At 43.8% G+C, this 12565-nt stretch carries 14 protein-coding genes; 8 read left to right on the forward strand and 6 right to left on the reverse strand.

Translation table 11 applies throughout. The features are described 5' to 3' along the window. Window positions 1-73 precede the first annotated feature (73 nt). On the reverse strand, window positions 74-622 hold the full coding sequence (locus NDJ01_RS21010; protein ID WP_145534608.1) for an ATPase: 549 nt from the start codon (window positions 620-622) through the stop codon (window positions 74-76). Between the two features lie 103 nt (window positions 623-725). Between NDJ01_RS21010 and NDJ01_RS21015 the strand changes: the two genes are divergently transcribed. The 4 genes from NDJ01_RS21015 (at window position 726) to secF (ending at window position 4907) form a co-directional block, all read left to right on the forward strand. After that, window positions 726-1394: an SH3 domain-containing protein gene (locus tag NDJ01_RS21015; protein WP_145534611.1), complete on the forward strand. Its 669-nt coding sequence runs from the start codon at window positions 726-728 to the stop codon at window positions 1392-1394. Window positions 1395-1519: 125 nt separating this feature from the next. Next, window positions 1520-1999, forward strand: a complete 480-nt coding sequence (locus NDJ01_RS21020) for a hypothetical protein (protein ID WP_104973502.1) — start codon at window positions 1520-1522, stop codon at window positions 1997-1999. Between the two features lie 164 nt (window positions 2000-2163). Beyond that, window positions 2164-4002: a protein translocase subunit SecD gene (gene secD, locus NDJ01_RS21025; protein WP_258587278.1), complete on the forward strand. Its 1839-nt coding sequence runs from the start codon at window positions 2164-2166 to the stop codon at window positions 4000-4002. Window positions 4003-4004: 2 nt separating this feature from the next. Continuing rightward, on the forward strand, window positions 4005-4907 hold the full coding sequence (gene secF, locus NDJ01_RS21030) for a protein translocase subunit SecF (protein WP_005397711.1): 903 nt from the start codon (window positions 4005-4007) through the stop codon (window positions 4905-4907). 62 nt (window positions 4908-4969) lie between these two features. Here secF and NDJ01_RS21035 read toward each other — a convergent pair whose 3' ends face one another. Beyond that, the gene (locus NDJ01_RS21035; RefSeq protein ID WP_104970816.1) at window positions 4970-5236 is read right to left on the reverse strand and encodes a hypothetical protein; all 267 of its coding nucleotides are present in this window, start codon (window positions 5234-5236) and stop codon (window positions 4970-4972) included. A 16-nt stretch (window positions 5237-5252) separates the two neighbouring features. After that, the gene (locus NDJ01_RS21040) at window positions 5253-5873 is read right to left on the reverse strand and encodes a LysE family translocator (protein ID WP_041853084.1); all 621 of its coding nucleotides are present in this window, start codon (window positions 5871-5873) and stop codon (window positions 5253-5255) included. A gap of 1004 nt (window positions 5874-6877) precedes the next feature. On the opposite strand from NDJ01_RS21040, the gene NDJ01_RS21045 reads away from it, so the two are divergent. The 4 genes from NDJ01_RS21045 (at window position 6878) to phaC (ending at window position 11087) form a co-directional block, all read left to right on the forward strand. Beyond that, a complete protein-coding gene (locus NDJ01_RS21045) occupies window positions 6878-7618 on the forward strand; it encodes an SDR family oxidoreductase (protein ID WP_046875888.1) in 741 nt (246 codons plus the stop codon). A 12-nt stretch (window positions 7619-7630) separates the two neighbouring features. Beyond that, entirely contained in the window at window positions 7631-8839 is a 1209-nt protein-coding gene (locus NDJ01_RS21050; RefSeq protein WP_258587570.1) for an acetyl-CoA C-acetyltransferase, read from the forward strand. Window positions 8840-8883: 44 nt separating this feature from the next. Next, window positions 8884-9231 (forward strand): phasin family protein, encoded by a 348-nt coding sequence (locus NDJ01_RS21055; RefSeq protein ID WP_005398278.1) that lies wholly within the window; start codon window positions 8884-8886, stop codon window positions 9229-9231. Window positions 9232-9311: 80 nt separating this feature from the next. Further along, entirely contained in the window at window positions 9312-11087 is a 1776-nt protein-coding gene (gene phaC, locus NDJ01_RS21060) for a class I poly(R)-hydroxyalkanoic acid synthase (protein WP_005398277.1), read from the forward strand. Window positions 11088-11290: 203 nt separating this feature from the next. Here the strand turns inward: phaC and NDJ01_RS21065 are convergent, their stop codons facing one another. The 3 genes from NDJ01_RS21065 to NDJ01_RS21075 are packed head-to-tail and all read right to left on the reverse strand — an operon-like array spanning window position 11291 to window position 12499. Beyond that, entirely contained in the window at window positions 11291-11425 is a 135-nt protein-coding gene (locus NDJ01_RS21065; RefSeq protein WP_005373546.1) for a TIGR02808 family protein, read from the reverse strand. 11 nt (window positions 11426-11436) lie between these two features. Continuing rightward, a complete protein-coding gene (locus NDJ01_RS21070; RefSeq protein WP_005398274.1) occupies window positions 11437-12015 on the reverse strand; it encodes a NapC/NirT family cytochrome c in 579 nt (192 codons plus the stop codon). Between the two features lie 28 nt (window positions 12016-12043). Further along, complete coding sequence (locus tag NDJ01_RS21075; RefSeq protein ID WP_031780699.1) at window positions 12044-12499, reverse strand: nitrate reductase cytochrome c-type subunit; 456 nt, start codon at window positions 12497-12499, stop codon at window positions 12044-12046. Window positions 12500-12565: the final 66 nt, after the last annotated feature.

Below are 12565 nucleotides of genomic sequence, written 5' to 3' on the forward strand. Positions count from 1 at the left end.
GGAATTAAAGCACGAATAACGTCCAATATTGGAGTGAAAACCCGACATCGTCTTTTCAAAACGGGCTCGATTTTTACCTCGAAACATCTTGAGCGTATTGAAGCGATCTCGCTTCTTTATCATAGAGTTGCGCTAGTGCTTGGTACTGTGAAGAAAGGCGTTTGTAATCCTCGGTAAGTTGCAAAGCGTTGGTGTTATACCACTCCGCAGTGATTTGATTGGCAGTTTCGTTTGACTCACGGCACTTTTGGGCAAGTTTCTTCCATCCATTTGCTGACCATTGAGATTGTGTGCTCAATTTAATCAACTCATTAGCTTTAGTCGTGAGTTCTTTTTTATATTGAATGGAGGCTTTTAATTGAGTTTTGAACGCATTTTGGTTCGAGCGGGCGCGCCAAAGTAATACGAGTTCATGTAGGGAAAAGGTTTGGGACAATAACTGACGCTGCTTATGTTCGGCTAAAAGTGCATTGAATACCTCAACATGCTTATTGTAATTGGACTCTAAACGATTGAATTGGGTAAGATTGTCATTCCACGACGATGGTTTACATTGAATATTGGCGTGCCCCATAATGGGGAACAGAAGAAGCAACAGTATCCAATTGAGTTTGTTGATCATTATTGCTCGCGTTAGTTGACCGACCCTTTTGAGTATATACCCAAATTTCCGCGACATGCGTGTTGCCGGTGAGATAAGAACAAAGAATGAAAAGGAAAAGTACATGAAGAAAATTCTCATCGCATTGATTGTCATACTGTTGCTCGGTGGGGCGGGTGCTGGATACTATTTCTTCTTTATGCAAAAAGATGAACCTGAAGCGCCAAAAGCTGCGCAAGTGGAGCAAGTGCCAGTGGAAGAAGAAATATCCAAACCGATTCTGGATTTAGAAACCGCCCCCCCTGAAGTGACCGAATACTATGTCATTGAGCGTCGAATCAATGTTTACAATAAGCCAAATGTTAATGCTTTGGTTGTCGATACGCTCTATAAGGGAGAAAAAGTATCGGTGTTAGAAAAAGTGGATGGTTGGTATCGAATCTCTGGTTACCTTGTTTATGAAGAGGGCGGTGAAGAAAAAGCTGAGTGGTTGAATGCCGAAGGATTATCTGATGCAGAGCCAGTTATTAAAGAACAAGAGCGTTTGGAAATACTGGATGGATATTTGCAGAAGTCGGATGATTTAAAAGTCCACTTGGACATCTTCCGCAAGAAAACCCAGCAATTGTTAGACGATGAAACCTGTGATCCGAGTGATTTTGAAGAGCTCGGTGGCTGGGTTCGTTCGGTTACTTATGACAAGCGCAATGTGTACTTCATTTATTGTGGTGGTTTGGAGCAAGAGAACAAAATCTATTTAGATGTCGATAAAGGCGATATCTTTTACCGTTAACAGAGCGCCTTTAGTTTAAAGCCTCTAGAGATTTATAACTTTTTAGTTGTGAACCATAATTAATAGGAATACTATCATCGAGTCGAGTGAAAAAACTCGACTCGTTTTGTTTTTAGTGAGTTCTTATGTCTCAGATTTGCTTGAAAAAATTGCTTTTTATGCTGCTTGCGATGGTATTGCTACCAGCGCATGTTTTTGCTGCGCAAATCGATCAGAAAGCTCATTTACCTTACTTTTCTAAGCTGCAACCATTTGTTGCGAGTATTGCTTTTGCAAATACCTCAATCGATTTTTCTGAAGTCTCAGAAGAAACGACGCAGTCTCCGATTTCTGAAAGTCATGCAAGACTCGATACGCTAGCTCTATTTAACACTCAACGTTGGGTTTCTCACTTACGTGAAGGCCTCGATGATGAGCATGTTGACGTTGTTGGTGACCTAAACACGCCTTTCTATGTTGACGCAGGTTATGCCTACAGCCTGATGGATATCAATTGGCGTCAAAACCAGTACACTTTTTATCATTTCACAAGCGATCATCGCATTTCTGGTTGGAAAGAGACCAACGCAATGTACGTCGCACTCAATAGTCAGTTTTCTGCCTAAACACCATCTATTTGCACCATTGTGCACTCTTAACACGACGATTGTATTCAACAGGGCGTAACCGTCCTGAGCATTTCATACCCTGAATTTATTCTGGGGGCATCTGTCGTGTGTTAAGCCTTGTTATTAAAAGCTTCACTTCGTAGTGAAGGGATGATGTTTACATGAAAAAAACACCAAAGCAGCAAAAGAACAGAAAGCTGATGAATCACTATTCAGCTTGGAAATATGTCGTATTAATCACGACGGTCATTATCTTAACGTTAAGCGCGATTCCGACTTGGTTCGGTGAGCAACCATCGATCCAGCTAACGTTTTCAAACCAAAACAGCAGTGAAATGTCGGTTGTTCAGTTGAATCAACTACTGAAAACCAATCATATCTCAGCAGACAAAATCATCGAAAAAGATGGCAAAACGACCATTGTATTCGATGATGAAAATGCGCAAAGCAAAGCTCGTGCGTTACTAAACAATGAGCTAAATAAAGAAGACAGCATTACCTTCTCATATGTGTCTGTTGCTCCAGAGTGGCTGAATGAGATGGGTTTTAGCCCAATCAAACTCGGTCTTGACCTTCGCGGTGGGGTACAGTTCCTCTTGAATGTCGACGTAAATAAAGCATTTGAGGAGCAACGTAATGCTTTGATCGATGAGATCAAAGCAAGCCTGCTAGATCAGCGCGTGCGTGGTGTACAAATTCGCGCAGAAAGTGGTAACCGCATTGCGGTAAACAGTGAGAGTGATACCGCCCTAGCTGAAGTAAACAAATTCTTGCGTCAAAACTATCCAGGTTGGGTGGTGAAAAGCTCGTCTCGCGGTTTTGTTCTTGAGCCAAGTGAGCAGAATATTCAAGAGTTCCAATCAACGACATTGCAACAAAACTTGAAGATTATGCGTGGTCGTATAGAAGAGCTAGGCATTACGGAAGCATTAGTTCAGCGTCAGGGTAAAGACAGCATTCGTATTGAGCTACCAGGTGTACAAGACCCAGCACAAGCGAAAAACGTTATTGGTGCCACTGCGAGTTTGGCATTCTATGAAGTGAAAGATGCAGGCCAAGCGCGAAGCGGCCAAGATCTTGTGCTGAAAGATAACGATGGCCGAACTGTTGTTCTGGAGAAACGACCAGTCCTAACGGGTGAGCACATTGTTAACGCTCGTGCAGGCGTCGACAATATGGGTATGTCAGAAGTTAACATCTCGCTTGACCACGCGGGCGGTAAAAAGATGAGTGATTTCTCTGCAACGCATATTGGCAAGCCAATGGCGACGGTTTATCGCGAATACAAGACAAACGATCGTGGCGTAACAGAGCGCAGCGAGCGCGTTATCAGCGTTGCGACTATTCAATCTCAACTTGGTAGCCAGTTCCGTATTACCGGCGCTGGCAGCATGGACGAAGCGCAGCAGTTAGCGCTATTACTTCGTGCGGGTTCGCTAACAGCCCCGGTTACTATCGTAGAGGAGCGTACTATTGGTGCTTCTTTGGGGGCTGAAAACATTGAAAATGGTTTTGCGGCACTTGCTTTGGGTATGGGTTTAACACTGACCTTTATGGCCCTTTGGTACCGCCGCTTAGGTTGGGTGGCGAACGTGGCGCTTTGTGCCAACATGCTTTGTTTGCTTGGCTTAATTGCCTTGTTACCAGGTGCGGTGCTAACGCTTCCAGGTATTGCAGGGTTGGTGTTAACCGTTGGTATGGCAGTGGACACCAACGTTATTATCTTCGAACGTATTAAGGACAAAATGCGTGAAGGCCGCAGTTTCGCTCAAGCGATTGATCTGGGCTTTGATAGCGCGTTCTCGACCATCCTTGATGCCAACATTACTACCATGATCACCGCCGTGATTTTATACGCCATCGGTAACGGTCCAATCCAAGGCTTTGCTTTAACACTCGGATTAGGTTTGTTAACCAGTATGTTTACAGGCGTATTTGCCTCTCGAGCAATGATCAATTTAATTTGGGGCCGAGATGCCCGTCGTGATGTGAGGGTTTAATCATGGTCGAAATGCTAAAACAAAATATTCGTAAAATTCGCCACTTCACTACGCTAGTTTCTATCGTTTTGACGGTGATCGCACTTGGTGCTCTGGGCTTTAAAGGGTTGAATCTCGGCTTGGATTTCACTGGTGGTATGGTGACAGAAGTGAAAGTCGATAAGTCGTTAACCAACCACGATCTGCTTGATGCACTACAACCAAAACTTGGTGAATCAACCTCTGTCACCCGCACAGGTGAAGATGGTCGTTGGCTCATTCGCTACTCCGCCCCTGAAGAAGGGCAAACTCTGCCAAGTGTGGAAGAGGTATTAAAGCCAGTTTCACATCAAGTTGATGTCGTCAGCAACAGTATTGTTGGTGCTCAAGTTGGCCAGGATTTGTTTGACCAAGGCGGTTTAGCACTATTGATTTGTGTGCTGAGCATCCTTGGTTACTTGTGTTTCCGTTTTGAATGGCGCTTAGCGAGTGGCTCTGTATTTGCTCTGGCTCATGACGTAATTGTCGTCCTCGGCTTCTTCGCCGTTACCCAAATGGAATTCAACTTAACGGTTTTTGCTGCCGTATTGGCAATTTTAGGCTACTCATTGAATGATTCGATCATCATTTCAGATCGAATTCGTGAGCTACTGATCGCGAAACAAAGTTGGAAAATGGAAGACATCAATGACCAGGCTGTCATCGCGACGTTCTCTAGAACGATGGTGACTTCAGGCACAACACTGATTACTGTTGGTGCACTATGGATTATGGGGGGAGCACCGCTAGCGGGTTTCTCAACAGCGATGTTTATTGGTGTGCTATCAGGTACATGGTCTTCCATTTCCATTGGTACCGTATTACCTGAACTGTTCAAGCTCGAACCGAAGCATTACTTGCCTGTTGAGATTGATACCGCGCCGTAATACGAGGTGCTGAAGGTAAAAAGTGCTCGCGCCACTCAGTTTGAGTGGCGTTTTACTTTGTGCTATTTCACACGCATCAGGCGATGTTTGACGTGACCTAAATCGAACTCAATGATTTGAGAGCGCTTCATCGATTCAACCAGGCGCAACATGGATGTGTGATAACCTTTCTTTTTCATCCATTGCAATGGCTCGGAAAAGCTGTCTTCGTTTACAACGTAAGATTCGCCTCTGTGTTCTCCAGCATAAACGTTTACGACCCAAACCCGGGCCTGAAAATCTAATACTTCACTTATGTTTCGCGTAATTTTTCTTAGGATATTTTTCATCATTTCCAGCGTTGCTTTAGCTCAGTAATAGCCAAACACCAACCCCCATCATTAAAGTGCCCGCGATACGGTTCATCAGGCGCACATTCTTTGATTGACCCAACACGCGTTTCAGTCCTTTACCACCCGTGGCATACAGAGACATACAAATGAACTCAAAAAGAAGGATGATGGAGACAAGCACGATCAGCTGTGGAGCAAGAGCCGCATTTTGATCGATAAAAGGCGGCAGCAGAGAAATCATAAATGCCCAGCCTTTTGGGTTTGCGATAGCGGTAACGAAGCCTTGCATGATGAGCGCGACATTACCACTTCTGGGTGTCTCCAAATTATCGACATTTATTGCTAACTTACCTCGAGATCGCCACATTTCTACACCAAGATAGAGTAAGTAGCCGCCACCAATAAACTTTAGTGCGATAAACATCCAAGGATAGTTGAGCATGATCGCTGCGATCCCTAGTACTGCCGAGACTGAAACCAGCGCGACACCGACGAGTTCACCAATCATCATCCATAATGTGCGGCGATAACCGATACTCATTCCTAGCGTTAAGGCGAGCGTCATGCACATTCCTGGTGTAATTGAGACAAAAAAGAAGGTAGGGATGAACATACTGAGCAATGCAAGATTCATGTTTGTTGATAACTAAGTGATTTGATAGAAGCCACAAAGATAGTGCAAATTGATAAAGGATACTATCCCCAAATATCCCCAAATAACCTCAAGGTGCTAGGTTCAGCGAGAATGACTTGGCTCACAGGCACGGCAACGATTTGAAGATCTAGTGGTTCTAAATCAAAAATCGTTAACAAAGGCTGTGGGATAAGGAAACTCGCCCTGCGGAGCATGTCACTGACACGATTTCTGCATCTTGACGTCATTTGGGTATAACATCAATTACTGGGTTAAAGAATCTAGATGATTGCTTTAGGAGATGGCACTATCGAATATTGCACCGTACCGGTACTTCAATAGATAAAAAGTGATTCGATACGTTAAATGCTAGTTAATTGATGTTATTTGGATATTTAAAATAAAACTGAAATTATTTTTTAATTGCTGCGTCATAATAGTGCGAACTGCACCAAAATGAGACGTTTTCTTCTATTTTTTACATTCTAAATATACCAGTTTTCATAAGTAAAACTATAAATATAAAATTAAGTTTATACTGTCAGTAATATCATTTAAGTTAGTAATTAAATGATATTACTGACAATTGCTTATATTGATATTTGAATTATTATTCTAATCGTATTTATAGATAACAACTCTGAGCATGAGAGTAGTATCTGAAATCATGAGATGATGTAACGTCCACTGTTCTGTATGTAACTTATTGATAAATAATGATTAAATTTATGTTCTGATAAGCTTGTGTTTAACTTTATTTTATTTAAAACAATGACTTATAAATAGTTAACCATTTTATAACATTTCATGTTTAATGAGATCTAAATCAATCTTATGCAAATGGATTAGTTTTTTATTTGAAATGTAATATTTCTGGTTTAACTTAAAATAAAAGGCATCACAGGATTGATAGCCAAAAGAATAAATAAACACGTCAGTTGGTGATTTATTTCATCAGTGTATTTAGTTTGCTTTTTTAAATGCCGTTAAGAATGGAGTCTTCGATGAAGAAAGTCGCTTTGATCACCGGATCAAAAGGCGGAATTGGTTCTGCTATTTCCTCTCAATTAGTGAATGATGGTTACCGTGTAATCGCTACGTATTTCACAGGAAACTATGAATGTGCGTTGGAGTGGTTCAACAGTAAAGGGTTTACCAAAGATCAGGTTCGCCTTTTTGAGTTGGACGTAACAAACACTGCAGAGTGTGCAGAAAAGTTAGCGCAATTGCTTGAGGAAGAAGGGACCATTGATGTCGTTATCAACAACGCAGGTATCACACGTGATGGCGTGTTTAAAAAGATGACTGCGCAAGCTTGGAATGACGTCATTAATACCAACCTCAATAGTCTATTCAACGTTACGCAACCTCTGTTCGCTGCGATGTGCGAAAAAGGCGGTGGTCGTGTCATTAACATCTCTTCAGTCAATGGCCTAAAAGGGCAGTTTGGTCAAGCAAACTACTCGGCGGCGAAAGCTGGGATGATAGGTTTCTCTAAAGCCTTGGCGTATGAAGGTGCTCGTTCGGGTGTGACAGTAAATGTTATTGCGCCAGGTTACACTGGTACACCAATGGTTGAGCAAATGAAGCCAGAAGTATTGGAATCCATCACGAATCAAATCCCAATGAAACGCCTTGCTACACCAGAAGAAATTGCAGCATCAGTGAGCTTCTTGGTCAGCGATGCAGGAGCCTATATCACCGGTGAGACTTTGTCGGTGAACGGCGGCCTATACATGCACTAAGGAGATAAGATGATGGAAAAAGTGTTTATCGTAGCAGCGAAGCGCACTCCAATTGGCGCCTTTGGTGGCAGTCTGAAAAATACCTCTGCTGGCAATTTGGCAGCAGTAGCGATTAAGGGCGCATTGGAAGCGGCGAAGTTGAATGCCGACAAGATTGACGAAGTCATTGTTGGCAACGTTGTCGGCGCAGGTCAAGGCATGGGAGTCGGTCGTCAGGCGGCATTGTTCGCTGGGATTCCGGACGCGGTTCCTGCGTATGGTGTAAACATGGTTTGCGGCAGTGGCATGAAAACCGTCATGGATGCGGTTTCACATATCCGTAGTGGCGATGCAGAGATTGTTGTTGCAGCAGGTGTTGAGGTCATGTCTCAGATACCGTTTGCCGCACCAAGCAGTATTCGTGATGGCAACAAAATGGGCAACCTAGAGCTGAAAGACCTGCTCGTAGCGGACGGTTTAACCGACGTTTATAACCAATATCACATGGGTGTGACGGCAGAAAACGTCGCAAAAGAAATCGGCCTAACCCGTCAACAGCAAGACGAGTATGCGCTGTCTAGCCAACAGAAAGCGGTGGCGGCAATCGAAGTGGGCAAATTCAAAGACGAAATTGTGCCCGTAGAAGTAAAGCAACGCCGTGAAACGGTGCTATTCGATACCGACGAATACCCAAAGGCTAATGCGACTATGGAAGCGTTAAGCAAGCTGCGCCCTGCTTTTGACCGTGAAGGCACTGTGACTGCGGGGAATGCATCAGGTATTAACGATGGTGCGAGTGCAATTATCGTCGCGTCTGAGAGCGCAGTTAAAGCGCATGGACTCACGCCTATTGCTGAGATCGTAAGCTATGCGCAATCGGGGCTTGATCCGAAAATCATGGGTCTAGGTCCAGTGGAGTCAGTCAATAAAGCATTAGCAAAAGCGGAATTAACGGTAAACGACATTGACGCTTACGAGCTAAACGAAGCATTTGCTGCGCAAGCACTTGGCGTGATTCATCAGTTGGCGGAAACCAACCAAGTTCCCGTTAACGCGATTCAAGATAAAGCGAACTTTAATGGTGGTGCTATCGCGCTAGGTCACCCACTTGGTGCATCGGGCAACCGAATCTTAGTGACGCTTGTTCACGAGCTTCATAAGCAAAATGGTCAATATGGTGTCGCATCACTTTGTGTGGGCGGCGGCATGGGGACGGCTGTGGTTATAAAAGCAGTTAAGTAATTATTTAAACGGACATTTTTAATTCTTTCTCTAGGAGATAAACCATGTACACAGATTTCTTCAAAACCTTTAGCGATCAAACTGAAAAAAATCTAGAACCTTACTTGAAGTTCAACAAGCTAGTGACAAAAAACGTAGAAGTGTTGACTGAGCTTCAACTTAACGCAATTCGTACTTACAGCGAAGTGGGTCTGAACCAAATGAAAGCGGCATCAGAAATCAAAGACGTAACGTCATTGACTGCTTTCAACAGCCAGCAACTAAGCGTTCTTACTAAGCTTTCTCAACAAATGATGGACGACAGCAACAAGCTTCAAGCTATTGCAAAAGAGTTCAAAGAAGACGTTGAGAAAATGACTTCGGAAAATCTAAAGACTGTTACTCCAGCGTAATTTGTCCGATTCTCGCCGCCTTAGGGTCTCTAGGCCCTAATTTGGGCGGCGTTGTTTTTTCCGAATATAGGAGTAAGACTATGTTTCAGCACTTCTTTTCGGACTATCTTGTACAGCTTCAACAAACCAATCAACAGTGGTGGCATGATTTCGAAGTGAACAAGGCAGTCGTGAACTCTCCTTTAAATAAGGCCATGCAAGAAGTGAACTTGGAAGACACTGCCAAACTCTTCGAACAAGCTGTAAATCAACCTGCTGCGATCTTAAAACTGCAAGCAGAATGGTGGGAGCAGCAGCTACAAATTTGGCAGAATGTCGCGTTGGCGGGTAACCAAAAACAGGTCATTGAAGCAGAAAAAGGGGACAAGCGTTTTTCTAATGAAGCGTGGCAAAATGAGGTGATGTATAGCTTCATTAAGCAATCCTACCTGTTATTCAGCAAGACTTATTTAGATACAATTGAGTCACTAGAAGGTTTGGATGAAAAATCTAAAGAGCGAATACTTTTCTTTTCTCGTCAAGCCATCAATGCACTTTCCCCTTCGAATTTCATCGCGACGAATCCAGAACTCTTGAAACTGACACTTGAGCAAAACGGTCAAAACCTTCTGGCTGGCTTAGAGCAGTTAAAAGAAGACGTTGAGTCCAGTGCGGACATTTTGAAAATTCGTATGACGAACAACAATGCGTTCCGCGTGGGTGATGACGTGGCGACCACTCCGGGCGATGTGGTTTTTCAAAACGAATTGTTTGAGTTGATTCAATATCGACCTCTAACAGAGAAAGTGAATGCGACGCCACTGCTCATCGTTCCTCCTTTCATTAATAAATACTACATCCTTGACTTAACAGCGAAGAACTCAATGGTTCGATGGTTGCTAGAGCAGGGACATAGCGTATTTATGATGTCTTGGCGCAACCCAGGCAAGGCACAAGCGCATGTAGAGTTTGGTGACTATGTGACAGAAGGCGTAGTGAAAGCCGTCGCCGCAATTGAAGATATAACGGGCCAAGAGCAAATCAACGCGGCTGGTTACTGTATCGGTGGTACGGTTCTGGCGAGCACGGTTGCGTACTATGCGGCAAAACGTATGAAGAAGCGTATTAAGTCAGCGACTTTCTTCACCACATTGCTCGACTTTTCTCAGCCAGGCGAAGTTGGCGCGTACATCAATGACACCATTGTGAGTGCAATTGAGGCGCAAAACAACGCAAAAGGGTATATGGACGGTCGTTCATTAAGCGTCACATTCAGCTTACTGCGCGAAAACAGCTTGTACTGGAACTACTATGTCGACAACTACTTAAAGGGTAATAGCCCAGTCGATTTTGACTTGTTGTACTGGAACAGTGACAGTACCAACGTGAGTGCCGCCTCCCATAACTTCTTGCTTCGTGAGCTCTATTTAGAGAATAAGCTAGTGCAAGACAAAGGCGTCAAAATTGGTGGGGTATGGATTGACCTAAATAAGATCAAAATTCCTAGCTATTTTGTGTCAACGAAAGAAGACCATATTGCTTTATGGCAGGGAACTTATCGTGGTGCCCTGAACACTGGTGGCAACAAAACGTTTGTTCTTGGTGAGTCGGGTCATATTGCGGGTATTGTGAACCCTCCAGCGAAAAATAAGTATGGTTATTGGTTGAACGATACTTTGGATGATTCGGCTGACGAGTGGTTGAATAATGCCGAGCACAAAGAGGGCTCGTGGTGGACACATTGGAATGAATGGCTACTTCAATTCAATCCAAAAGAGCAAGTCGAACCATTCCCTATTGGCTCTGAAGATCACCCAGCAATCGATGAAGCGCCAGGGCAATACGTCAAGCAGGTTCTGCCAGTAAAAGAGTCTTAAACAACTCCCTATAGCAGTAAATTTTAGCGACCTTTATGGTCGCTTTTTTTGGTCGTTACTGACTACCTTGTTATACCGATTGAATATATGTATCGGTTGAGGATATTTTGGGCCGAAAGTGACGGTGAATAAAAAAGCGCCGAGTAGATACTCAGCGCTTAGTGTCAAAAAATAGGCAAGTTGACGGGTAGAAGTGCGTTACGTTACACCTCTTTATCCTTACCAAATGACAGCAGCCAGAGAGAGATTGCTGCTACTGCCACAAAGCCGGAAAGAATAATCACAGGCATGGCGCTATAGCCAAGGATATGCCAAATTACAGATTCTAAAGTACTCATGGGAAGTCTCCTTAGTGCCAGCCTTCAACGCCGCTCATGTCCGGTAGTTTGTGCGCGATGCCTTTGTGACAATCTACGCAGGTTTTCTCTCCAGAAGCTAGCGCAGTAGAGTGCTGCTCCGCTGCTCGTGAGCCTTGTTGAGAGTAATCCATGTAATCAAACTCGTGACAGTTACGACACTCAAGAGAGTCATTCTTTTTCATTCGCGCCCACTCTCGCTCAGCAAGGTGTCCTCGACGCTCTTGGAACTTCTCTGGTGTATCGATAGTACGCAGAACATAGTGAGCGAATAGCTCTTTGGATGCTTGTACTTTACGAACGATCTTATCTGTCCATTCATGAGGAACGTGACAGTCTGAGCAGATGGCACGAACACCAGAACGGTTAGAGTAGTGAATTGTTTCTTGAATTTCAGCAACGATTGGTGCGTGACAGCCAGAACAGAACTCTTCTGTGTTGGTTGCCTCCATACCTGTGTTGAATGCGCCCCAAAATAAAAGACCGCCAGCAAAACCTAAGAACAAAACCACACCAGCGGCAGCTTTACTTGGGTTCTTCAGTCTTTTCCAAAACGCTTTAAGTATTTTCATAAATAACCTCTTAGTACTCGCGTTTCAATTACTGAAGCGAATCAACTGCCTCGAACTTGTTTTCAACTAGCGGCTTAGCATTAGTTTGTGGCACGTGGCATTGCAAACAGAAGTAACGACGAGGAGACATATCCGCCAATACAGCATCTTCTCGGTTTACATAGTGCGTTACGCTAATTTTAGTCGCGCCTGACTCTTTTGCATTTTTCCAGCTGTGGCAAGCAAGACACTTGTTAGCATTTAACGATACTTCGTAGTGACGGATGCTGTGTGGGATCAACGGTGGTTGATAAACAAAGCTATCTTCAACAATCTGATCTTTAGGGAAGTCTTTGAACTCATCTGCTGGGCGTGTGTCTTCCAATTGAGACATTCCACGTAGAGACTCTAGACCGCCAATGCCACCTGGATTATCTAACTCAGCTTGCGCAATGCCTGTCACTAAAGCACCTACAGATAAAAGTGCGACAAGTAATTTTTTCATCATTTCATCTCCGCCTTTATGGCTTAAATTCTTTATTAGGCCGCCATAGTGACGGCCGTAGCATTC

Source organism: Vibrio sp. HS-50-1 (assembly GCF_024747315.1).
GTDB classification, from domain to species: domain Bacteria; phylum Pseudomonadota; class Gammaproteobacteria; order Enterobacterales; family Vibrionaceae; genus Vibrio; species Vibrio diabolicus.

Coding starts and splice junctions, on each gene's coding strand:
- NDJ01_RS21010 (WP_145534608.1), bottom strand. CDS start 622: ATGATCAACAAACTCAATTGGATACTGTTGCTTCTTCTGTTCCCCATT.
- NDJ01_RS21015 (WP_145534611.1), top strand. CDS start 726: ATGAAGAAAATTCTCATCGCATTGATTGTCATACTGTTGCTCGGTGGG.
- NDJ01_RS21020 (WP_104973502.1), top strand. CDS start 1,520: ATGTCTCAGATTTGCTTGAAAAAATTGCTTTTTATGCTGCTTGCGATG.
- secD (WP_258587278.1), top strand. CDS start 2,164: ATGAAAAAAACACCAAAGCAGCAAAAGAACAGAAAGCTGATGAATCAC.
- secF (WP_005397711.1), top strand. CDS start 4,005: ATGGTCGAAATGCTAAAACAAAATATTCGTAAAATTCGCCACTTCACT.
- NDJ01_RS21035 (WP_104970816.1), bottom strand. CDS start 5,236: ATGAAAAATATCCTAAGAAAAATTACGCGAAACATAAGTGAAGTATTA.
- NDJ01_RS21040 (WP_041853084.1), bottom strand. CDS start 5,873: ATGAATCTTGCATTGCTCAGTATGTTCATCCCTACCTTCTTTTTTGTC.
- NDJ01_RS21045 (WP_046875888.1), top strand. CDS start 6,878: ATGAAGAAAGTCGCTTTGATCACCGGATCAAAAGGCGGAATTGGTTCT.
- NDJ01_RS21050 (WP_258587570.1), top strand. CDS start 7,631: ATGGAAAAAGTGTTTATCGTAGCAGCGAAGCGCACTCCAATTGGCGCC.
- NDJ01_RS21055 (WP_005398278.1), top strand. CDS start 8,884: ATGTACACAGATTTCTTCAAAACCTTTAGCGATCAAACTGAAAAAAAT.
- phaC (WP_005398277.1), top strand. CDS start 9,312: ATGTTTCAGCACTTCTTTTCGGACTATCTTGTACAGCTTCAACAAACC.
- NDJ01_RS21065 (WP_005373546.1), bottom strand. CDS start 11,425: ATGAGTACTTTAGAATCTGTAATTTGGCATATCCTTGGCTATAGCGCC.
- NDJ01_RS21070 (WP_005398274.1), bottom strand. CDS start 12,015: ATGAAAATACTTAAAGCGTTTTGGAAAAGACTGAAGAACCCAAGTAAA.
- NDJ01_RS21075 (WP_031780699.1), bottom strand. CDS start 12,499: ATGAAAAAATTACTTGTCGCACTTTTATCTGTAGGTGCTTTAGTGACA.